The sequence below is a fragment of the Vibrio sp. ZF57 genome (genome assembly GCF_001691235.1).
Lineage (GTDB): Bacteria > Pseudomonadota > Gammaproteobacteria > Enterobacterales > Vibrionaceae > Vibrio > Vibrio crassostreae_C.
Window position 1 is genome coordinate 41,183 of sequence record NZ_MAKD01000084.1, and the last position, 21,803, is coordinate 62,985.

General features: G+C 44.1%; 18 protein-coding genes and 2 pseudogenes. 13 read left to right on the forward strand and 7 right to left on the reverse strand.

Translation table 11 applies throughout. The features are described 5' to 3' along the window. Nucleotides 1–60 precede the first annotated feature (60 nt). Nucleotides 61–531 carry a zinc ribbon-containing protein gene (locus tag A6D97_RS11900; protein ID WP_017062329.1) on the reverse strand — a complete coding sequence of 157 codons (471 nt, stop codon included), beginning with the start codon at nt 529–531 and terminating at the stop codon, nt 61–63. A gap of 263 nt (nt 532–794) precedes the next feature. Between A6D97_RS11900 and leuS the strand changes: the two genes are divergently transcribed. The 12 genes from leuS (at nt 795) to lipA (ending at nt 13,559) form a co-directional block, all read left to right on the forward strand. After that, complete coding sequence (gene leuS / locus A6D97_RS11905; RefSeq protein ID WP_017068503.1) at nt 795–3,371, forward strand: leucine--tRNA ligase; 2,577 nt, start codon at nt 795–797, stop codon at nt 3,369–3,371. Nucleotides 3,372–3,550: 179 nt separating this feature from the next. Beyond that, nucleotides 3,551–4,189 (forward strand): LPS assembly lipoprotein LptE, encoded by a 639-nt coding sequence (lptE, locus tag A6D97_RS11910; protein ID WP_017068504.1) that lies wholly within the window; start codon nt 3,551–3,553, stop codon nt 4,187–4,189. 12 nt (nt 4,190–4,201) lie between these two features. Continuing rightward, complete coding sequence (holA, locus tag A6D97_RS11915; RefSeq protein ID WP_065584441.1) at nt 4,202–5,227, forward strand: DNA polymerase III subunit delta; 1,026 nt, start codon at nt 4,202–4,204, stop codon at nt 5,225–5,227. A gap of 66 nt (nt 5,228–5,293) precedes the next feature. Next, a complete protein-coding gene (gene rsfS, locus A6D97_RS11920; RefSeq protein ID WP_065584442.1) occupies nt 5,294–5,611 on the forward strand; it encodes a ribosome silencing factor in 318 nt (105 codons plus the stop codon). Between the two features lie 3 nt (nt 5,612–5,614). Then, nucleotides 5,615–6,085 (forward strand): 23S rRNA (pseudouridine(1915)-N(3))-methyltransferase RlmH, encoded by a 471-nt coding sequence (gene rlmH / locus A6D97_RS11925; RefSeq protein ID WP_065584443.1) that lies wholly within the window; start codon nt 5,615–5,617, stop codon nt 6,083–6,085. A 6-nt stretch (nt 6,086–6,091) separates the two neighbouring features. Continuing rightward, nucleotides 6,092–7,984, forward strand: a complete 1,893-nt coding sequence (gene mrdA, locus A6D97_RS11930; RefSeq protein ID WP_065584444.1) for a penicillin-binding protein 2 — start codon at nt 6,092–6,094, stop codon at nt 7,982–7,984. Beyond that, nucleotides 7,984–9,105 carry a rod shape-determining protein RodA gene (gene rodA / locus A6D97_RS11935; RefSeq protein ID WP_017062334.1) on the forward strand — a complete coding sequence of 374 codons (1,122 nt, stop codon included), beginning with the start codon at nt 7,984–7,986 and terminating at the stop codon, nt 9,103–9,105. Before mrdA ends, rodA begins: the two co-directional genes overlap by 1 nt. Nucleotides 9,106–9,108: 3 nt before the next feature. Beyond that, nucleotides 9,109–9,948, forward strand: a complete 840-nt coding sequence (locus A6D97_RS11940; RefSeq protein ID WP_065584445.1) for a septal ring lytic transglycosylase RlpA family protein — start codon at nt 9,109–9,111, stop codon at nt 9,946–9,948. Nucleotides 9,949–10,041: 93 nt separating this feature from the next. After that, on the forward strand, nt 10,042–11,223 hold the full coding sequence (locus A6D97_RS11945) for a serine hydrolase (protein WP_017062336.1): 1,182 nt from the start codon (nt 10,042–10,044) through the stop codon (nt 11,221–11,223). A 232-nt stretch (nt 11,224–11,455) separates the two neighbouring features. Next, complete coding sequence (gene ybeD / locus A6D97_RS11950) at nt 11,456–11,734, forward strand: DUF493 family protein YbeD (protein WP_026084358.1); 279 nt, start codon at nt 11,456–11,458, stop codon at nt 11,732–11,734. A gap of 195 nt (nt 11,735–11,929) precedes the next feature. After that, the gene (gene lipB / locus A6D97_RS11955; protein WP_004737632.1) at nt 11,930–12,589 is read left to right on the forward strand and encodes a lipoyl(octanoyl) transferase LipB; all 660 of its coding nucleotides are present in this window, start codon (nt 11,930–11,932) and stop codon (nt 12,587–12,589) included. 4 nt (nt 12,590–12,593) lie between these two features. Beyond that, on the forward strand, nt 12,594–13,559 hold the full coding sequence (gene lipA / locus A6D97_RS11960) for a lipoyl synthase (protein ID WP_017059920.1): 966 nt from the start codon (nt 12,594–12,596) through the stop codon (nt 13,557–13,559). 204 nt (nt 13,560–13,763) lie between these two features. Here the strand turns inward: lipA and A6D97_RS11965 are convergent, their stop codons facing one another. The 3 genes from A6D97_RS11965 to A6D97_RS11975 form a co-directional block, all read right to left on the reverse strand. Continuing rightward, nucleotides 13,764–15,125 carry a sodium-dependent transporter gene (locus tag A6D97_RS11965; protein ID WP_017059919.1) on the reverse strand — a complete coding sequence of 454 codons (1,362 nt, stop codon included), beginning with the start codon at nt 15,123–15,125 and terminating at the stop codon, nt 13,764–13,766. A 289-nt stretch (nt 15,126–15,414) separates the two neighbouring features. After that, nucleotides 15,415–16,209, reverse strand: a complete 795-nt coding sequence (locus A6D97_RS11970; RefSeq protein ID WP_083190232.1) for a YggN family protein — start codon at nt 16,207–16,209, stop codon at nt 15,415–15,417. An 88-nt stretch (nt 16,210–16,297) separates the two neighbouring features. Next, the gene (locus tag A6D97_RS11975) at nt 16,298–16,771 is read right to left on the reverse strand and encodes a GreA/GreB family elongation factor (protein ID WP_017059917.1); all 474 of its coding nucleotides are present in this window, start codon (nt 16,769–16,771) and stop codon (nt 16,298–16,300) included. A gap of 145 nt (nt 16,772–16,916) precedes the next feature. Between A6D97_RS11975 and A6D97_RS11980 the strand changes: the two genes are divergently transcribed. Continuing rightward, nucleotides 16,917–18,851: a RecQ family ATP-dependent DNA helicase gene (locus A6D97_RS11980; protein ID WP_017059916.1), complete on the forward strand. Its 1,935-nt coding sequence runs from the start codon at nt 16,917–16,919 to the stop codon at nt 18,849–18,851. Nucleotides 18,852–18,915: 64 nt separating this feature from the next. Here A6D97_RS11980 and dinB (A6D97_RS11985) read toward each other — a convergent pair. From dinB (A6D97_RS11985) to A6D97_RS22205, 3 genes and pseudogenes are all read right to left on the reverse strand, one after another. Next, a pseudogene (dinB, locus tag A6D97_RS11985) lies at nt 18,916–19,929 on the reverse strand (DNA polymerase IV); the annotation flags it as partial. 168 nt (nt 19,930–20,097) lie between these two features. Continuing rightward, nucleotides 20,098–21,147: a DNA polymerase IV gene (gene dinB / locus A6D97_RS11990; RefSeq protein ID WP_065584447.1), complete on the reverse strand. Its 1,050-nt coding sequence runs from the start codon at nt 21,145–21,147 to the stop codon at nt 20,098–20,100. Nucleotides 21,148–21,496: 349 nt separating this feature from the next. Continuing rightward, nucleotides 21,497–21,705, reverse strand: a pseudogene (locus A6D97_RS22205) (diguanylate cyclase); the annotation flags it as partial. Nucleotides 21,706–21,803: the final 98 nt, after the last annotated feature.

The window sequence follows — 21,803 nt, forward strand, 5'->3', positions numbered from 1 at the left end:
GATCGGGTCAACCCTTTTTCATTGCTGTAGTTTTGCGTTGATACGCTATGGTTCAGAAGCTTACGGTTTAAGGGCTTTACGACTAAACCCTTTAGAACCACATTTAATGCATGGAATGATATTGGTTGGGTGGTTATATTCGGTTTGGTGACCACACTCGTCACATACTAAGGTTCCCAAGCCAATGACTTCACCCGCTTGATACAAGCCTTGGTGTTCTAAGTCTTGGAACAGTTCAACCCATTCCACCTTAGTACGATCAGTAATATCCAACAGCCCTTGCCAAATAGAGTCCGCAATCATCAAATAGAATGGACCGCTTTTACTCTCTTCATAGCTTTCGGAAAACTCTTTTAAGTCCGACTTCACGTAGGCAGAGATCAATGAAAGCTCATCTTTAGTCATATCATTAGCTGCTTTCGCAAACTTGCCCGACGTTTCGATTTTGTTGTTGAGCTCTTCAGGGCTATGCTTCAGCGTTTCAATCACCTCTTCGACGACTTCTTCATAGAGCGCTTTTTTCTTCGGCATAACAACCTCCTTAAGATAACCAACCTTTTAGTGAGCAAACGGATGCGCTGCAATGCACTCCCGCTTACAAACAAATGCAATTCATACTCTTAAGTATAGTTGCCCTGCGAAATTCAGTGAAAATTACACAATCTACTAAGCGGCAACTGCAAGTATGAAGGGTATAACTATTGTTGTACTCAGCTCCTTTAGGTATTCTATGACGATCTGTAAGATTCTGTTCTAACCGAACTCACAAATTCCAAGATAACCGGATACCATCGATGCAAGAACAATATAACCCGCAAGAGATTGAACAAAAGGTTCAACAACACTGGGATAACAGCGAGACTTTCGTTGTAAGTGAAGACCCAAACAAAGAAAAATTCTACTGTCTTTCTATGTTCCCTTACCCAAGTGGCCGACTGCACATGGGTCACGTGCGTAACTACACCATCGGTGATGTGGTATCTCGTTTCCAACGTCTACAAGGCAAAAACGTAATGCAGCCAATTGGTTGGGATGCATTCGGCCTACCTGCAGAAAACGCCGCTGTTAAAAACAATACAGCACCTGCACCATGGACTTACGAAAACATTGAGTACATGAAGAACCAGCTTAAGCTTCTAGGCTTTGGTTACGACTGGAACCGTGAATTCGCAACGTGTACTCCAGAGTACTACCGTTGGGAACAAGAGTTCTTCACTAAGCTTTACGAAAAAGGCCTGGTTTACAAGAAGACATCTTCAGTGAACTGGTGTCCAAACGACCAAACAGTACTGGCAAATGAGCAAGTAGAAGACGGTTGTTGCTGGCGTTGTGACACTCCAGTAGAGCAAAAGAAAATTCCACAGTGGTTTATTAAAATCACTGAGTACGCTCAAGAGCTACTAGACGATCTAGACAACCTTGAAGGTTGGCCTGAAATGGTTAAGACCATGCAGCGCAACTGGATCGGCCGCTCTGAAGGTGTTGAGCTATCTTTCGCTGTTAACGGCGAAGAAGCACCATTAGAAGTGTACACAACACGTCCAGATACACTAATGGGTGTTTCTTACGTTGGTATCGCTGCAGGTCACCCTCTTGCAGAGAAAGCATCGAAGAACAACCCAGAGCTTGCTGCATTCGTTGAAGAGTGTCGTAACACTAAAGTTGCTGAAGCTGAACTCGCAACGATGGAAAAGAAAGGTATGGATACTGGCCTAACGGCTATCCACCCTCTTAACGGTCGTGTTGTTCCTGTATACGTAGCAAACTTCGTACTTATGGATTACGGCACAGGTGCTGTAATGGCGGTTCCTGCTCACGATCAACGTGACTACGAGTTCGCAACTAAGTACGGCATCGATATCATCCCAGTAATCAAACCTGAAGATGGTTCTGAACTAGACGTGTCTGAAGCGGCTTACACTGAAAAAGGTGTACTGTTTGATTCTGGTGAATTCGATGGTCTTGCGTTCCAAGAAGCATTCGATGCAATTGCTGCGAAGCTTGAAGCTGAAGGCAAAGGTAAGAAGACAGTAAACTTCCGTCTACGTGACTGGGGTGTATCTCGTCAACGTTACTGGGGCGCTCCAATCCCAATGGTAACCACTGAAGACGGTGAAGTTCACCCAGTACCAGCAGACCAACTGCCAGTCATTCTTCCTGAAGATGTAGTAATGGATGGCGTAACGAGCCCAATCAAGGCTGACAAGTCTTGGGCTGAAACAACATTCAACGGCGAACCCGCTCTACGTGAGACTGACACGTTCGATACGTTTATGGAGTCTTCTTGGTACTACGCACGTTACTGTTCACCGCAAGCAGACGACATTCTAGATCCAGAGAAAGCAAACTACTGGCTACCAGTTGACCAATACGTTGGTGGTATCGAGCACGCTTGTATGCACCTGCTTTACTCTCGTTTCTTCCATAAGCTTCTACGTGATGCTGGCTACGTGACGTCTGATGAACCGTTCAAGCAACTACTATGTCAAGGCATGGTTCTGGCTGACGCGTTCTATCACGAAAACGAAAAAGGCACCAAAGAGTGGATTGCACCGACTGACGTAACGGTTGAACGTGACGGTAAAGGTCGCATCGAAAAAGCAGTCGACGATCAAGGTCGTGAAGTTGAACACTCAGGCATGATCAAAATGTCTAAGTCTAAGAACAACGGTATCGACCCACAAGAGATGGTAGACAAGTACGGCGCTGATACAGTACGTCTATTCATGATGTTTGCATCACCTGCAGACATGACGCTTGAGTGGCAAGAGTCTGGCGTTGAAGGGGCTAACCGCTTCCTTAAACGTGTTTGGAAATTGGTTCACGCTCACTCTTCTAAGGGTGCTGCTGAATCTGTTGATGCTTCTGCGCTATCTGGCGACCAAAAAGCACTTCGTCGTGATATCCATAAAACTATCGCGAAAGTAACGGACGATATCGGCCGTCGCCAAACGTTCAACACAGCAATCGCTGCGATCATGGAATTGATGAACAAGCTAGCGAAAGCACCTCAAGAGTCTGTACAAGATCGTGCAATCCTTGATGAAGCGCTAAAAGCTGTTGTTCGCATGCTTTACCCAATGACGCCACACATCTCTTACGAAATGTGGATTGCACTGGGTGAATCAAACGTAGACTCAGCAACATGGCCAACTTTCGATGAGAAAGCGCTAGTTGAAGACGAGAAAACTATCGTTGTTATGATCAACGGTAAGCTACGTGCGAAACTAACCGTTGCTGCTGATGCAACAGAAGAGCAAGTTCGTGAGCTTGGTCTAAACGATGAGAACGCTAAGAAGTTCCTAGATGGCTTAACTATCCGTAAAGTTATCTTCGTACCAGGTAAGCTTCTAAACATCGTTGCTAACTAATTTCGTTAGCACAATGCAATTGCTAAAGAATTAACGAACTTAATTCATCAAAAGCAGTCTGTAGACAGGGTAGCTAATTGCCCTGTCTACTTATTTAAGCGCTTTAGACTTGAGCCTAACCACTCAAACGAACTAAAGCCTTTAAATAAGTATTCTACCTTCATGAGAGCCATCAAATAATGCGCCTGATTTCACTATCTTCATTGAAAGTTACTGTTGTTGTTTTAACCGTCAGCCTATTAAGTGCGTGTGGTTTCCACCTACGTGGTGATTACTCCGTACCAGAAGAACTCAACAAGATCTCCGTAACCAGTTACGACCAATACAGTACGTTTACACGTATGATGAAAGGTCAACTGCGTATGAATGATGTAGAAATTGTGCCACCGGCTGAGAATACACCTAACCTGCATATTATTAGTGAGAGCGTAGGTGAGCGAACTCTGTCTCTATACCAAAACACTCGTGCAGCAGAGAAAGAACTGACATTCCGCGCTTCATACCGCGTAACTGTCCCGGATCTAGGCTCAAAGACGTTCTCAACCAGCGTAACCCGTAGTTACCTAGATAACCCGCTAACTGCACTTGCGAAGTCGGTTGAACGAGACATGATCGAAGATGAGATGCGTAAGTTGGCAACAAGCCAAATCCTTCGTCAGATGGCTCGACTAAAAGCGAACATTGCAGCTGATAGCATGGACCTAGATGCACTAGAGCACGTTCAAGTGAAAGAACTCGAAAAGCAATACAACATCAAGAATGTTGAGATCGTACCAGCTTCAGAAGAACAACCAACACTTAGCGATTCGGCTGAGTAATAGGTTTATTTGATGCGTATTTTTGCTGACCGCTTATCAGAGCAACTTATTAAACAGTTGAGTAATGTTTACCTAATTTTTGGTAACGAACCGCTACTGTTGCAAGAGAGCCGAGAAGCGATTAAAAAGGCTGCAAAACAGCAAGGCTTTGAAGAACGTCACCGCTTTGCGATTGATAGCAGTCTCGACTGGAATCAAGTCTACGACTGCACTCAAGCACTGAGCCTATTCTCTAGCCGTCAGGTCATCGAGCTTGAACTGCCAGAGTCAGGCGTCAATGCCGCAATAGCGAAAGAGCTACTCGCAATCTCCGAGCATATCCACAGTGATATCTTGTTAATCTTGGTGGGCACTAAGCTCACCAAAGCTCAAGAAAGCGCTAAGTGGTTTAAGGCTCTTTCGAATCAGGGTCACTGGGTCAGTTGCCTAACGCCAGATGTCAGTCGGTTACCTCAGTTTGTCCAAGCGCGTTGCCGTCAAATCGGTTTAACGCCAGACCCTGAAGCGATTCAAATGCTGGCGCAATGGCATGAGGGTAATCTATTTGCTCTCACCCAAAGCCTAGAAAAACTGGCTCTCCAATACCCAGATGGAAAACTCACGTTAGTACGCTTAGAAGAATCGCTGAGTCGACACAACCATTTTACTCCATTCCATTGGAGTGATGCGTTATTGGCAGGCAAAGGTAACCGAGCACAACGAATCCTGCGTCAGCTAGAAGCTGAAGGTGTCGAACCCGTCATTTTATTACGTAGCATACAACGAGAGCTTGCTCTGCTATTACAAATGCAGCAACAAATGAAACAGATGCCGATTGGTCAGGTCTTCGAAAAACACCGTATCTGGCAATCTAAAAAGCCTCTTTATAACGCCGCGCTAACAAGAGTTTCGATTTCTCAATTACACTCTTTGTTCGCGTTGCTCACTCAAGCTGAATTGATGACAAAAACTCAATATGAGCAGTCGCCTTGGCCACTAATTCATCAGTTAAGCGTAGAGTTTTGTATCCCTTCAGCTTCAATACCATTCCACGCATAAAAGCGTGTTATATTCTAGGGTCAACAAGCCCTAAACAAAGCTAAATTCAGATTAAAGGAACACCCAGTGTTACGTGAAGAACTAAAAGATTTTCTTGCAGACAAAGCCGACAACATGAAAGCAGAATCGATTGTGACTATCGATGTAGAAGGCAAATCAAGCGTTACTGATTACATGATTGTTTGTACAGGTACCTCTAAGCGCCATGTTGCTTCTATTGCACAGCATGTTGCTGATGAAGTACGTAAAGCAGGTATGCAGCCACTAGGCATGGACGGCCAGCAAGAAGGTGAATGGGTTGTTCTAGATATGGGGACAAGCATGCTTCACGTTATGCAAGAAGAACACCGTGAACTGTACCAACTAGAAAAACTTTGGGGCTAAGCTTTGAAGATCCAGTTAATCGCAGTTGGCACAAAAATGCCAAAGTGGGTTGAAGAAGGCTTTAAAGAATATAAACGCCGCTTCCCTCATGATATGCCATTAGAGCTCATTGAAATTACTGCGGGAAAGCGCGGTAAAAATGCGGATATTGCACGCATTCTTCAAAAAGAAGGCGAAGCGATGTTGGCAGCGGTTCCAAAAGGCAACCGCATTGTCACGCTTGATATCCCAGGTAAAAAGTGGGACACATCACAACTGGCAGAGCAATTGGAAAGTTGGAAGTTGGATGGACGCGACGTTTCTATCCTTATCGGCGGGCCTGAAGGCTTAGCACCTGCATGTAAAGCGGCTGCAGACCAAAGTTGGTCTCTGTCTGCGCTTACTCTCCCTCACCCATTAGTACGCGTTATCATGGCTGAAAGCTTGTATCGAGCTTGGAGCATCACTGCTAACCACCCTTATCATCGAGAATAAGCGTTAATGTTACGTAAACGTAGCCAAATCCGTGATTACAAAGCAGAAGCACGACTATTTACTAATCGTGCTTTTGTTGCGTTTGCGGGGATCATAGTCATGATATCGATGTTGGTTGTTAATCTGTACAACATTCAGGTCAATCAATATCAAGACTATAAAACCCGCTCTAACGATAACCGTATCAAGGTCGTTCCAATCGCCCCCAACCGTGGTTTGATTTATGATCGTAATGGTGTGCTTCTTGCCGAAAATCGCCCGGTTTTCAACCTAGAAATCACACCAGAAAAAATCAAAGATATGGATGACACGCTCGTCCGTCTACAAGAATTAATCGAGATCCCGCCAGAGCGCATTGAACTATTTGATCGTGATCGTCGCAATTCACGACGCTTCAAGTCAGTACCTATTCTGAATCAGCTTACCGAAGAACAAGTTGCGATCTTCTCTGTAAATCAACATAAGTTCCCAGGCGTTGAAGTTACAGGTACGCTAAAACGTTTCTACCCTTATGGTGATGTGTTAACTCACGTGATTGGCTACGTATCGCGCATCAATGACCGTGATATGCAGCGCCTGGTTCGCGAAGAGAAAGACGCCAATTACCAAGCCACTCGCGACATCGGTAAACTTGGTATTGAGCGCTACTACGAAGACATGCTTCACGGTACCGCTGGCTATCAAGAAGTCGAAGTTAACAGCCGTGGACGAGTGATCCGTACTCTAAAATTTGTACCGTCGGTTCCGGGTAAAGATATCGTGCTCAACTTGGATATCAAGCTACAACTATACGTACATAAGTTACTGGATGGCCGCCGTGGCTCAGCTATCGTTCTCGACCCGAAAGACAATGGCGTGTTAGCCATGGTATCTAGCCCAAGCTACGACCCAAATGCATTCGTACATGGTATTTCGTCTAAAGGTTATAACGCCCTGCTTCAAGACAAAGACCGCCCTTTGGTTAACCGTGCAACGCTAGGTATTTACCCACCAGCATCGACGATCAAGCCATTCATTGCTGTTGCGGCTCTGCAAGAAGGTGTGATTACACCTAATACAACGCGTAATGACCCAGGTTATTGGAAGATCCCTAATTCAAAAACAAGACCATTCCGTGACTGGTTGCGTTGGGGACACGGGGTCGTTGATATAGAGAAAGCGATTGAAGAGTCAGTGGATACTTTCTTTTACCAAATTGCTTATGATCTCGGCATTGATCGCATATCCAAATGGATGATGATGTTCGGCTTTGGTGATTATACTGGCATCGATATTTATGAAGAAAGCAAAGCCAATATGCCAACTCGTGATTGGAAGATGGCAAGACACCGTGTGCCTTGGTACCAAGGTGACACCATCCCAGTTGGTATTGGCCAAGGCTACTGGACTGCAACACCCATGCAGATTGCAAAAGCCACATCAGTTTTGGTCAATGAAGGTGAAGTAACCGCACCTCACCTACTTCGTTCAACCATTGATAACGGTCGTCCATTCGATGAACAAATCATGTCGGACATTGAAACTTACCCACCGCTAACCGGGGTTAAGAAGAAGTATTGGGATATCGCTCAGGAAGGTATGAGGCTGGCTAACCACGGTATGAAAGGTACGGCAAGACGTTCATTCCAGAAGATGTCTTACCAAACCGCTGGTAAATCGGGTACCGCACAGGTATTCGGCTTAAAAGAAGATGAAGAGTACAACGCGGATGAAATCGCAGAGCACTTACGCGATCACGCCCTCTTTACGGGTTACGCGCCTTTTGAAGATCCTGAAGCCGTCGTGACTATCGTTCTAGAGAACGCAGGTGGCGGTTCTTCTAACGGCGGCCCAGTAGTAAGAAGGATTTTAGACCATATTATCCTTGCAGAAGATTATCAAAGTGAGCCAATTAAATAATGAAACTTGATCCTTCAACTGGACGAAATAGAGCCCTATTCGAAAGGCTGCATATCGACCTGCCGCTTTTGCTTGGCATTCTGGTTTTAATGGGCTTTGCCCTGCTGATCATGTACAGCGCAAGCGGACAAAGCCTTGCGATGATGGACCGCCAGGCGATGCGCATGGCTCTGTCTTTAGGTGTGATGATCTTCCTAGCGCAAATCTCACCTCGTACTTATGAAACCTTGGCACCACTGCTATTTGTAGGTGGTGTCATCTTGCTATTGGGCGTGTTGTTCTTTGGTGAAGCCTCTAAAGGCGCCCAGCGTTGGTTAAACTTCGGCTTTGTTCGATTCCAACCGTCAGAGCTATTAAAGCTCGCGGTGCCTTTGATGCTGGCACGATTTATCGGTAAGCGCTCACTTCCACCAACATTCCAAACATTAGCGATCTCGCTAGTGATGGTGTTTGTACCGACGATTCTAATCGCAAAGCAGCCTGACCTAGGTACATCTATCCTTATCGCCGCATCTGGTATCTTCGTGATATTCCTGGCTGGTATCAGTTGGAAAATCATTGCTAGCGCGGCAATCGCATTAGGGGCATTTATCCCAATCCTATGGTTCTTCTTGATGCGTGAATATCAAAAAGTGCGTGTTAGAACCCTTTTTGATCCTGAATCAGATCCATTAGGTGCGGGTTACCACATCATTCAAAGTAAGATTGCGATAGGTTCGGGTGGTATATCAGGAAAAGGTTGGTTGCAAGGCACTCAATCTCAACTAGAGTTCATCCCAGAGCGTCATACTGACTTCATTTTTGCGGTCATCGCCGAAGAATGGGGCATGATCGGTATCTTGTTCTTGCTTGCGATCTACCTGTTTATTATTGGACGTGGCTTAGTGCTTGCGAGCCAAGCTCAAACCGCATTCGGTCGAATGATGGGCGGAAGTATTGTACTGAGCTTCTTCGTTTATATTTTTGTAAACATTGGCATGGTAAGTGGCATTCTACCTGTAGTTGGTGTTCCTCTTCCTCTAGTCAGTTATGGCGGTACTTCAATGGTTACCCTTATGGCTGGTTTTGGTATTTTAATGTCGATACATACACACAGAAAAGCATTCTCAAAGGCGACCTAATCGATGTCTATTACAACGTTTCAAAAAAAAGCATCCTTGGTTGAAGAGCTGCCAATCAAAAAAATAGTCTCTATCTTGGGGCTAGCGATTTTAATCAATGGTTGTTCTTCAAAGCAGCCAACAGGCCGCTACGATATTGATTCAGATATTGCACCAGACGCACCGATTTCGGTAGAGCATTTAGAAGATGCTCACCCTCAGTATGAACCTTATAGTTTAGGTGGTAACACGGATTACACTCTGCGTGGCGAAGACTATAAGATCGTCAAGGAGACGGAAGGATTTACCGAGAAAGGAAAAGCCTCTTGGTACGGTAAGAAATTTCATGGTCATTTAACGTCTAATGGCGAAATCTACGACATGTATTCGATGTCTGCAGCACACAAAACATTGCCTATTCCAAGCTACGTAAAAGTGACCAATACCGACAATAACAAAACCACGATTGTTCGTATCAATGATCGTGGTCCATTCCATGAAGGCCGAATCATTGACCTTAGTTATGCGGCAGCTTACAAGCTCGATGTGTTGAGAACCGGCACGGCAAATGTTGAGATTGAAGTCATTACTGTGGCTATGCCAACCGACGCAAATAAAAAGGCTGCTTTACCGCAATTTATTATTCAAGTCGCAACATCTCCACATGAAGATAGGACCGAAAAGTTAGCGAAAGATCTAGCCGAAAAGCTAGAAGTAGCAACGTTCTTGCAGCCAAATGATGACAAATACCGTCTGATGATTGGGCCATTTCATGACTATGCTCTGACTCAAGAGAAATTAGAACAAGTTAAGCTAATGGGTTACCCGTCAGCTTATATAAAAAAACACACCCTAACTCGCTAATTAATCTAACAGTTACTTCTGGTAATCAGCGCTCTGGTGTGACAGAGTGATTCTGTTAATATATGAATAGTTCACCAAATAATTGCATTCAAAATGATTAAATCTAATAAACTTGTTAAATCGATTTTTGCTACTTCTGTTGCTCTTTCTGCAACGATAGCTACATCGTCATTCGCCGCTCCTATTGTTGTTCCTGATGCACCTCAAATCGCCGCTAAAGGTTTTGTTCTGATGGATTACCATTCAGGCAAAGTACTAGCAGAGAAAGAGATGAATACTCAGCTTTCTCCAGCAAGTTTAACCAAGATGATGACGAGCTACGTGATCGGCCAAGAGCTCGACCGTGGCAACATCAACCTAAACGACGATGTTGTAATCAGTGAAAATGCTTGGGCTAAAAACTTCCCAGATTCATCTAAGATGTTCGTTGAAGTGGGCACTACGGTTAAAGTTGAAGAATTAAACCGCGGTATCATCATTCAATCAGGTAACGACGCATGTGTTGCTATGGCTGAACACATCGCTGGCTCTGAAGATGCATTCGTTGACCTAATGAACGCTTGGGCAAGCTCTATCGGCATGAAAGACACGCACTTTGCTAACGTGCACGGTCTAGACAACCCGAACCTATACTCAACGCCTTACGATATGGCGCTACTTGGTCAGGCGCTGATTCGCGACGTACCAGACGAGTACCGTATCTACTCACAGAAGAAATTCACATACAACGGCATCACCCAATACAACCGTAACGGTCTGTTATGGGATAAGAGCATGAACGTTGATGGCATCAAAACAGGCCACACAAGCAACGCAGGTTACAGCCTAGTAAGCTCAGCGACAGAAGGCAAAATGCGCCTAGTGGCTGTAGTTATGGGCACCAAGAATGCGAATGCTCGTAAAACAGAAAGCAAAAAACTGCTTAGCTACGGCTTCCGCTTCTTTGAAACAGTGGCACCACACACAGCCGGTGAAACTTTCGTAGAAGAGAAGATCTGGATGGGTAGCAAGGACACAGTTGCGCTAGGTGTCGACGAAGATACTTTCGTGACGCTACCTCGTGGTCAAGCTAAGAACCTGAAGGCAAGCTTCGTTCTTGAGAAAGAGCTAGAAGCGCCAATCAGCAAAGGCGATGTAGTTGGTAAACTATTCTACCAAGTAGACGGTGAAGACGTTGCTGAATACCCCCTACTAGCACTTGAAGATGTAGACCAAGGCAGCCTATTCAGCCGTCTATGGGACTACCTAGTTCTTCTATTCAAGGGTTTATTCTAAACAAGCCAAAGGTTTGTTCTAGGTAAAACCTAAGCTTGTTATATAGCTAACCTAATGAGTAAGTTCATGATTTGCTCATTAGTGAACCAAAAGCCGCCATGTGCGGCTTTTGTTGATCTTGAGTTCGGTGATATTTACACGTAATATTCCGCCTTATTACTCGTGTCTGTTGACCGAACACGCTTTTTATCGACATTTCGCCAATTTGCGAGCGTCTAGCCTTTTGGAGCTAATCATGAACATCAATTCTGATGCAAAACTAAAAGACCTCTTAGAGTTCCCTTGTTCATTCACTTACAAAGTAATGGGCCACGCTAAGCCAGAACTGACTGAGCTAGTACTAGAAGTGATCCAGCGTCATGCTCCTGGTGACTACAGCCCAACGCTAAAACCGAGTGCGAAAGGTAACTACCACTCTGTTTCTATCAATATTACTGCGACTTCAATTGAACAAGTAGAAACTCTTTATAAAGAACTGGGCGAGATCGAAATCGTTCGTATGGTTCTGTAATCTCCGATTGCACATGAAAAACAGCGGCTTATTGCCGCTGTTTTTGTTTAAAGCACCCTATCTAGCTCAAATTCATTCAACTTAATTTTCAATAAATACAAAGAAAGTTGAAAAACCTTGCAGTCCGTCTGTAGTTAGAATCATGTTTCGCGTTTATAATGCGTTCACTTTATTAATCCTTGAGGGAGTGCAGCTTTGCAAAATAAGCTAATCGTAAAAAAATTAGGCCGTCAGGATTACGAACCTGTATGGAAAGCCATGCATAAGTTCACAGACGAACGCACGGAAGAAGACGTAGACCAAGTTTGGTTGGTTGAACACAACCCTGTCTTCACTCAAGGACAAGCAGGCAAAGCTGAGCATGTATTAAATGCCGGTGATATCCCTGTAATACAAAGCGATCGCGGTGGCCAAGTGACTTATCACGGCCCAGGCCAATTAGTGGCTTACTTTCTGATTAACATCCGCCGCAAGAAATTCGGAGTGCGTGATTTGGTGACTCATATCGAGAACCTCGTAATCAATACTCTGAAAGCTTACAATATAGATTCAGCTGCCCGACCTGACGCTCCTGGTGTTTATGTCGATGGCAAGAAAATCTGTTCACTCGGATTACGTATTCGACGTGGCTGCTCGTTCCACGGGCTAGCACTCAACGTCGATATGGACCTGTCTCCATTCCTACGTATTAACCCATGTGGTTACCAAGGTATGGAAATGGCGCAGGTAAGCCAACTCGGCGGACCAAGTGAACTAGAAAACGTTGAGCAACAGTTAATACAAGAGCTCGTAGAGCTACTCGGCTATGACCAAGTAGACATTCAAGCCACCAGTAACATTACAGCAGAAGCATAAAATCATGAGCAAACCAATCCAAATGGAAAAAGGCGTTAAATATCGTGACGCTGACAAAATGGCATTAATTCCCGTAAAGAATATGCCTGCTGAACAGAAAGAAGTTCTACGTAAGCCTGAATGGATGAAGATTAAACTTCCTTCAGACAGCCATCGTATTCAAGAAATCAAATCAGCAATGCGCAAAAACAACCTGCACTCAGTTTGTGAAGAAGCGTCTTGTCCTAACCTAGCCGAGTGTTTCAACCACGGTACGGCAACGTTTATGATTCTTGGCGCTATCTGTACTCGTCGCTGCCCGTTCTGTGATGTTGCCCATGGTCGCCCTGTTGCTCCTGAAGCTGAAGAGCCGAAGAAACTAGCTAAGACAATTAAAGACATGAAACTGAAGTACGTTGTAATCACTTCAGTTGACCGTGATGACTTGCGGGACGGCGGTGCTCAGCACTTTGCTGACTGTAACCGTGAGATTCGCGAACTAAATCCAAATATTCGTATCGAAACACTGGTTCCAGACTTCCGCGGTCGTATGGACGTTGCACTTGATCTAATGAAAGACAACCCGCCAGATGTTTTCAACCACAACCTAGAGACAGCGCCACGTCTATACCGTAAAGCGCGTCCAGGTGCGAACTACAAGTGGTCTCTTGATCTACTGAAGAAATTCAAAGAGCAGCACCCTGATATCCCAACAAAATCAGGTGTGATGATGGGTCTTGGTGAGACAAAAGAAGAGATCGTTCAAGTACTGAAAGACCTTCGTGAACATGGTGTGACTATGCTGACACTAGGCCAATACCTAGCACCAAGCCGTCACCACTTACCAGTAGAACGCTACGTGCCGCCTTCTGAGTTCGATGAGCTGAAAGAGATTGCTCTAGAGCTAGGCTTCACTCATGCAGCGTGTGGCCCGTTTGTACGTTCTTCTTACCACGCGGACTTGCAAGCTCAAGGTATGGAAATTAAGTAATCACGATTGCTTAACGAACAATGTAAAGGCGCTGAATATTATATTCAGCGCCTTTTTTCTATCTTGTTCGTGCCGCTATAGCTTTATATTTCGTGCCACTAAGCTTTATATAAAAACAACAAAGCCACTCTTTATGAGTGGCTTTGTGCTTAATATTTCAAGTTCAGAGGAGGTAATTTCAAAAAGCCCAGATAGGGTTCTGCATTAACCGAAAGATGCCCAGATAACCGTTGCTACCAAAATTGGGCACACAAACTTCACATACATTGGCCAAACCTTACCAAACCAACCAAGTTGAAAATCAGGACTGCCTTGTTCAAGCTCTTTCACTTTTGAAGCTCGGCTCCATACCCAACCACCAAACACACAGAACATCAATGCAGCGACCGGTTGAAGGTACTGAGTTGCAATCATCGCTACCATGCCAAACATCGCAGCAAAGTTGTAAACAATCACCACACTAAACAGCGCGATAGCACCACCAATTACCCAGCTTGTTGGCGTTCGTCTGGTATTGAAACGCTCACTCACTAGCGCAACCGGGCCTTCAAGCATCGAAATCGAAGAAGTCAGTGCTGCAATCGTTAGTAGTAAGAAGAACACAATCGCAAAGATCTGACCAAGCACACCTAAACTATCAAACATCAACGGCAAAACCGTGAATACTAGAGTGTCAGAGCTTAATAGTGAGCCGTCTTCAGCGTAGATTTGAACGCCTTTTTGCATCGCAACAAACATTGCTGGCATCACCACTAGGCCAGCAATAAAAGCGACAGCAGTATCCACCAGAGTTACGTTCATCGCCATTTTTGGTAGGTTCTCTTTCTTGCTTAAGTAAGAGCCATAAACCAACATCGAGCAACCGCCAATAGTGAGTGAGAAGAACCCCTGTCCCATTGCCGCCAGAATCAGTTTTCTATCCCACACTTTCTCAAAGTCTGGAATAAGGTAATGTTTTAGGCCTTCCATCGCGCCAGATTGCGTCATGATGTAAACAAACAATAAGCCAAATAAAACAAACAGCGCAGGCATCAAACGAGTCGACCATTTCTCGATGCCTTGCTTAACACCGCCCTGCACAATCAAGATAGTCAGTACATAGAACGCGACGGTACCAAATACGTTGCGCTCAACACTGAAGCCCTTAAACCAATCAGCAATCGCTTCTAGGCCGATAAGATCCGCGACCGCACCAATTAGGAAACAGATCAACCAGCCACCAACAATACTGTAAAACGCCAACACTGCGCTTGGTACACTCAGTCCAACCCAACCGACAAACTCACCGACTTTCTTACCCAAAGGGTTTGTCGTCAAAGATCGCATGCTATCAACTGGGTTTGCTTGGCCGTGACGGCCGATAGCCATCTCTACCACCAGCATAGGGAAAGCAACCACGAAGATCATGATCAAATAGACCAAAAGGAAAGCACCGCCACCGTTGCTGGCAACTTGAGTCGGGAAACCCCAAATATTACCCAAGCCAACCGCTGCACCAGCCGCTGCTAAAATAAAGCCTAAACGAGAGCTAAAGTGCTCTCTTGAAGAGGAAGATTGTTGGTCCATATCGCCCGCATTAAAAATCAATGAACTAGTTGAGAAGTACAGTAATAAAAAGCAATGATAGGCACAACTAATAAATGAACAATTCTCTGATTTTTACAATCAATGCGCTATTTGGAACCACAAAATTAACAAACAACCAGTCTTATCGTTCAATTATAATCAACAAAGCGAAGTAGTAGGCTTAAGAAGAAAATGGATTGAATTGAGATAAATACTCGCCGTGTGGTTCCATTTATACAAACAAAAAGAGCACCAACCGGTGCTCTTGCTATTCATCACTAGACTCGAATTAAATTGTGAATACTTGGTAATCTTTTAAGTTCGGAATGATTTCATGCAGTTCTTGCTCTTGTTCTGCCATCTCATCAAGTGAATCACAGAACTCATTCGCTTCTTGTTGTACTTGTTGAGAGTGTTCTTTCATTCGCTCTTCAACTTTCAGCTTGAGTTCAGCCATGCTGTCCGTCAATTCCGTAAGGTTGAGCCCACCTTCTTGCTTCATCTTTTCTGACATGGCATTAAAAGCACTAGAGATAAACTCTTGGTTAAAGATCTCTTTAGCTTTTTCGAAGTCTTCAGACCAACCATTGGCCATCGACTCAAAGCTGTCTGCAGGCAAAACCAGCTCGCCATCTTTGTAGTAACGGGCTTCTAGGTCTGCGAAAAACGTTTTCATCGACTCTTTTACGTTATCAAACGATTCTGGAGAGTCTAAACTAACAGCAATATCATCAATCACATCATTGGCTAATGCGAGACTTTCGCTTGCCATCTGCTTAGCTCGTGGTATGTACTCACTCATACTCTCACGATATTTTTCAATCGCCGCTTGTTGGTCAGCATCAAGCTCAACTTTCTCGCCATGAATATAGAGATCGTTATTATCATCGAACACGGCGGTATCACCATTTACCTGATGAATTTCGACTTTTTGGTCATCGATTCGCAATTCATTTTTCAAATCAACTCGACACTGAGCAGCAAAAGTTGGCAGGCTCACAAAAGAGATTACCGCTGTTAACGATGCGATTAATACATTGTTTTTAATAAATATTTTGTTTTTCATAAATACATTGTTTTTCATAACATCCTCTCATCAATCTGACAGATTACTATACCCTTGGTATATGCTCCTTTGTCAGAGAAACGTTTTATATCTATTAGTCAGTTAGTTAGTCGATAGAGATAACTTCGTAGCAAAACTGTTTATCTGCGACCTTAAACTCAATCTCATCACCAACTTCTTTACCCATTAGAGCCTGGCCAAAAGGTGCATTTGCCGTCACGATGGCAATCTCATTCTCATTCCACGTGACAGAAAGTCCGCCGACTCTCGGCCCCATAAAAAAGTGTTTATATTGATCATGCTCGTCAATGACCACAACGTAACTGCTCACCGTAACCTTCTCACTATCACGCAACACTAAGTTACGATAACACTGAATATCGTCTTCACACTCTTGTACCCTCACCGCTTGACCATGGGCGAGATACGAAGCTTCTAATGCCAATGTATCGTACTTATGTTCAGGCACTGTCTCTTCATCTGTCGCAGCATCAATAGCGCGTTGAGTAGCAGATTGTGCGATACGTAATCGGGATTCAAGTTGCTCTATGATTATTTGGCGAAGCTCAGACTTATTCATACTATTGGGGTGCTTTTCTATAGGAGCTACAGAATAGAATTAGGTACAATCAGGTGCAAGACATTTGATTCATCAAGCGACGCTATCATGAATGGGCGCCCGCTTTAGCATCAATACGACACTTAATAACTCAGGTAGAACATAAATGATTGAGCAGAAGCTAAAACAAGTATTCGGATTCGACTCACTGCGCAATGGGCAAAAGCAAGTCATTGATAACGTTCTATCTGGTCACTCGACTGCCGCGATATTCCCGACAGGCTCAGGTAAATCGCTGTGCTATCAATTACCAGCATTAGAGTTACCGCACTTAACCTTGGTGATATCGCCACTGTTAGCCTTGATGAAAGACCAACTCGCTTTCCTGCACAGTAAAGGCATTAGCGCAGCGGCAATCGAATCAAGCCAAGACCGACAAACCACACAACAGGTTATGCAGTCAGTGCGTAACGGTGACACCAAGATCCTCATGATCTCCGTCGAGCGCTTGAAGAACGAACGCTTTCGTCAGTTTATCTCCCAAGTGTCGATCTCACTGCTTGTGGTCGATGAAGCGCACTGTATTTCAGAATGGGGACACAACTTCAGACCCGACTACCTGAAGCTTCCTCAATACCAAAAACAGCTCAATATTCCTCAGGTTCTACTACTGACAGCCACTGCGACTACAGCGGTTATCCAAGATATGAAGTCAAAGTTTGAAATTGATGAGGAGCGCGTTGTGGTTACGGGTTTCTATCGTCAAAATCTCGATCTGTCGATTCAACCTTGTGAACAAACCAGTAAGCTAGAAACCTTGTGCAATGTGGTTAACCAAGCTTCTCTCGCTCCGACTATTGTTTATGTCACCCTTCAACAAACGGCAGAGATGGTGGCTCAGCAGCTTCGCAATGCTGGCGTTAATGCAGTGGCTTACCATGCGGGTCTTAAGCCTGAAAATAGAGATGCTATTCAACACCAATTCATGAATGATGACGTGAGCTGTATCGTCGCAACTATCGCGTTTGGTATGGGCGTGGATAAGTCCAACATTCGCCGAGTGATTCACTTTGACTTACCAAAATCGATCGAAAACTACTCACAAGAGATCGGCAGAGCTGGTCGAGATGGGCAAGCGTCTGAATGTATTTTACTGGCTAACAAACACGGTTTAAGCACACTCGAGAACTTCGTTTTTGGTGATACGCCAGACAACATATCGATCCAAGCGGTATTAAAAGAGATCTACGAAAATCAAAACATTGGCGCTTCTGGCTCGAATCAATGGGAGATCATGCTTAATCAACTATCACGTGAATCCAACATTCGTCAGTTACCGCTAAAAACACTACTGGTGTATCTCGAAATTGAAGGTGTGATTGAGCCCAAGTACAGCTACTTCGCAGACTACAAATTTAAGTTCATTCGTCCGAAACAGCAGATCACAGAGCAATTTCAAAGTGAACGTCGTCAATTTGTCGAAGCGATTTTCCAATGCTCTCCTCAAGCAAGAGTGTGGTGCCAAGTCGACTTCGATGCGCTTTGGACACACTTCCAAGCCGATCGTCAGCGTGTGATTGCGGCTATCGACTACTTCAATGAACAAGGTTGGATTGAACTAGAAAGCAAGCAGATCACCGATGTCTACGCGATCCACAATACTTCTGAAGATATGATGCAACTGTCAGAGCGCCTCACTGAGTTGTTTAAAGCAAAAGAAAACAGCGAGATAAACCGCCTTAACCAAATGCTGAATTTCTTTGAGGCGGATACTTGCCTAAGCTCACGCCTTGCGAGTTATTTTGCCGATGATAAAGCACCAACAAACTGCGGTCACTGCTCTGTATGTCGAGGAGAAGTGGCAATCTTACCAACCGTTGATGTTGAACCTATCGATGATGAGACGGTGATGACATGGATACATGAGTTTATTTCGGCTAGCCAACAACTGATTACCGACGAGGCAATTACTCGCTTCTTATGTGGAATCGCCACCCCGCTTTCAACCAAACTCAAAGCCAGTAAAATGGTCGGTTACGGCAAGCTAGAGCAGCAACCGTTCAGTGATACCTTAGCGCGAGTAAAACAACTTCCTAGGTAATTCTTACTTATAAAAAACCGACTAGGCTATGAAGCGTAGTCGGTATTCATCTCACTCATTATCTTTAAAAGAAGCTCAACTGACGCATTTGGTCTTTGGGTTGCAGCATTACACTTAAACCAAGTAGGCGTATCTCTCGCCCTTGTTGTCTTTTCAGTATTTCACTAAGCAGCTCTTTGAAGTGCTCACGATCGAGAGAGGCGTGGATGTGCTCAATCGTGGTTTGTTGAAAATCGGCGAACTTGAGCTTAATGCCCTGCTTGATGATCGCTTTGCTTGGGCTAGCCTTTTCTAAGCGAGTCTCGAGTTCAGGAAATAGCTTGTCTTCGATTACCTGCCAACATTCAGCGTAAGTTGAAATATTTTGAGTGAAGGTGCGCTCTACGCCTACCGATTTTCGCTCGCGCTCGATGATAACTTCTCGATCATCAATGCCATGACTGCGCTTCCAGAGTGATGCACCTTGACGGCCAAACTTGAGTAGCAGGTCTCGATAGTCAGACTCTTTAATATCCTTACAAGTAAAGAAACCTGCTTGATGCAGCTTTTCAATGCTCACCTTGCCAACACCGGGAATCTTTTCAAGTGGTAGCTCATCGATCACTGATTGCACGTCTTGTGGAGGGATAACAAACTGACCATTGGGCTTATTCAGATCCGAGGCCACTTTCGCCAAGAATTTAATCGGTGCAATTCCTGCAGAAGCTGTCAGGTTCAGTTCGTTCCAGATATCACGGCGAATAGACTCGGCAATAAGTGTTGCTGAACCATGACACCGCTTAGAATCGGTGACATCAAGGAAAGCTTCATCCAAAGAAAGAGGTTCAATGATTGATGTGTATCGAGAGAAGATTTCGCGGATCTTTTTAGATATCTCGACATAGACCGACATTCTTCCCGGCACAACCAATAGATTAGGACAAAGCTGCAGGGCTTTTCCGGTCGGCATTGCAGAGCGAACACCAAACTTGCGGGCTTCGTAATTACAGGTACTCAAAACACCGCGTTGCTTTTCATGCCCACCAACAGCTAACGGGCGATTTCGGTAAGCAGGGTTATCACGCATTTCTACAGCCGCGTTGTAAAACCCTTAGGTGAAAAATGTAAGTTTGACTAGCTGAGTAAGTGAATGCGTTTTTATAACATAGGGTTAGATACAAATTCTTACTAACAAAACCCCCTAACAAAAAAATCCGAGAAATTTATGTAAAAAACTAGTATTTTCTTAAAAATCCACTTACAAAAATCACAAAGGGAGTTGTAATTGGTCCGTTGATTTCTTGGGTTCAATACCAACACTTAATCCGACTAAACGTATACTTCGTCCATGACTTCTAGCAACGGCTTCTTCACATAACTTGATAAAAAACTGCATATCCATTTCATCATACTTATGTTCAACCGTTGTTTGTTGAAAATCGTTGAACTTTAATTTTACACCGAGTTTCGTGATCACTTTATCTGCAAGCGCTTTTTCTAACCTTTGCTCTAATTCGACATACAGAGGCTTTATGGCTAGTGTGCATTCATCCAAACTATGAATATCATTTAAATATGTCCGTTCAACCCCTACTGACTTTCTAATCCTTTCGACAACAATATCTCTATCATCAATACCATTGCACCTTTGCCAAAGTGTATGTCCGAATTTGCCAAATTTTGAAATCAAAGTGTTTTTATCGAAATTCTTAACATCATCCCCTTTATATAAGCCGAGTTTGTTTAATTTCTCTAACGTCACCTTCCCAACACCATTTATTTTCCCTAATTCTAATTCGTCTATAAAAGTTTGGATCTCAGAAGGTGGGACAATACATATACCATTAGGTTTATTCACATCTGAAGCGACTTTAGAAACAAACTTTAATGGGGAAACTCCTGCCGAAGCCGTTAAATTCAATTCAGTTTGAATAGACTTGCGTATGTCTTCTGCAATTAAAGTTGCTGAACCTTGAAACAGCTTAGAACCTGTGACATCTAAATACGCCTCGTCTAAGGATAGTGGCTCTATTACATCCGTATACCGTCTAAATATTTCATGGATTTGCCTAGATACCGCCTTATACTTTTCCATATTTCCAGACACTACTGTTAAGCTTGGGCAAAGTTGTAACGCTTTTGTTGTAGACATAGCCGAACGCACACCAAAAGCTCTCGCCTCATAACTACAAGTTGCAATAACACCGCGACCATTTTTCCCTCCAACTGCTAGAGGAATTCCACGTAAAGAGGGGTTGTCCCTTGCTTCTACAGAGACATAGTAACTGTCGAGATCAATATGAATTATTTTTCGCATACTTTAATCGATGTTTTTGAATGGTTTAGGTGCATAAACCTTTTTTAACACCTTTATACTGTGCATTTGCACAGCAGTATAGCAATTCAAATCTGGTATTAGCAAAAGAATCTACGATGCAGTGTTCAACTATATAGATGAAAAAGACGAAATAACCCTTTCCAAAATGCCCCAAGCTGAAGCTCATCAAATACTCTTAGACTCCCTCCGAAACCGCCTTCATAGACATGGGCACCGTTACTTCCTCAAGTAACATTCGAGCCGTTACTCTCTTCAGCAAAGAGCGAGAATTACTAGAAGCATTACGCTGAATGGGAATCTGAGGCTTGTTTTGCTCTCTCATGTGGGCATAAAGACATGACTCCGGAATGTCATCTTCAATTCGCTCTGCAAACTCAATTAGATTTGGCTCAGCAAAGGTAAATAACCAAGCATGTTGTACTTCTGAAGAGTTAACTCGAAGTATGCGCCCAAGCACTTTTCTGCAGTACCGTTCCGTTTTACTGAACTCATATGACAACATACATGAAGGCGCGGGATATCCGCTCCCTTGCTGATCACAAAAACTGGGGACATGCCAACGACGATCATGCTGACACGCCTCTGTCGAGTAGACGACACTTGTTACCAAGTGCCGCCCCTCTAAGAACTGTACG

Bases quoted from the DNA above. Each gene is read 5' to 3' on its own strand.
- holA (WP_065584441.1), top strand. From the start codon at position 4,202: ATGCGTATTTTTGCTGACCGCTTATCAGAGCAACTTATTAAACAGTTG.
- lptE (WP_017068504.1), top strand. From the start codon at position 3,551: ATGCGCCTGATTTCACTATCTTCATTGAAAGTTACTGTTGTTGTTTTA.
- dinB (WP_065584447.1), bottom strand. From the start codon at position 21,147: ATGCGAAAAATAATTCATATTGATCTCGACAGTTACTATGTCTCTGTA.
- lipA (WP_017059920.1), top strand. From the start codon at position 12,594: ATGAGCAAACCAATCCAAATGGAAAAAGGCGTTAAATATCGTGACGCT.
- A6D97_RS11900 (WP_017062329.1), bottom strand. From the start codon at position 531: ATGCCGAAGAAAAAAGCGCTCTATGAAGAAGTCGTCGAAGAGGTGATT.
- A6D97_RS11940 (WP_065584445.1), top strand. From the start codon at position 9,109: ATGTCTATTACAACGTTTCAAAAAAAAGCATCCTTGGTTGAAGAGCTG.
- A6D97_RS11980 (WP_017059916.1), top strand. From the start codon at position 16,917: ATGATTGAGCAGAAGCTAAAACAAGTATTCGGATTCGACTCACTGCGC.
- mrdA (WP_065584444.1), top strand. From the start codon at position 6,092: ATGTTACGTAAACGTAGCCAAATCCGTGATTACAAAGCAGAAGCACGA.
- A6D97_RS11970 (WP_083190232.1), bottom strand. From the start codon at position 16,209: ATGAAAAACAATGTATTTATGAAAAACAAAATATTTATTAAAAACAAT.
- A6D97_RS11945 (WP_017062336.1), top strand. From the start codon at position 10,042: ATGATTAAATCTAATAAACTTGTTAAATCGATTTTTGCTACTTCTGTT.
- A6D97_RS11965 (WP_017059919.1), bottom strand. From the start codon at position 15,125: ATGGACCAACAATCTTCCTCTTCAAGAGAGCACTTTAGCTCTCGTTTA.
- leuS (WP_017068503.1), top strand. From the start codon at position 795: ATGCAAGAACAATATAACCCGCAAGAGATTGAACAAAAGGTTCAACAA.
- rodA (WP_017062334.1), top strand. From the start codon at position 7,984: ATGAAACTTGATCCTTCAACTGGACGAAATAGAGCCCTATTCGAAAGG.
- A6D97_RS11975 (WP_017059917.1), bottom strand. From the start codon at position 16,771: ATGAATAAGTCTGAGCTTCGCCAAATAATCATAGAGCAACTTGAATCC.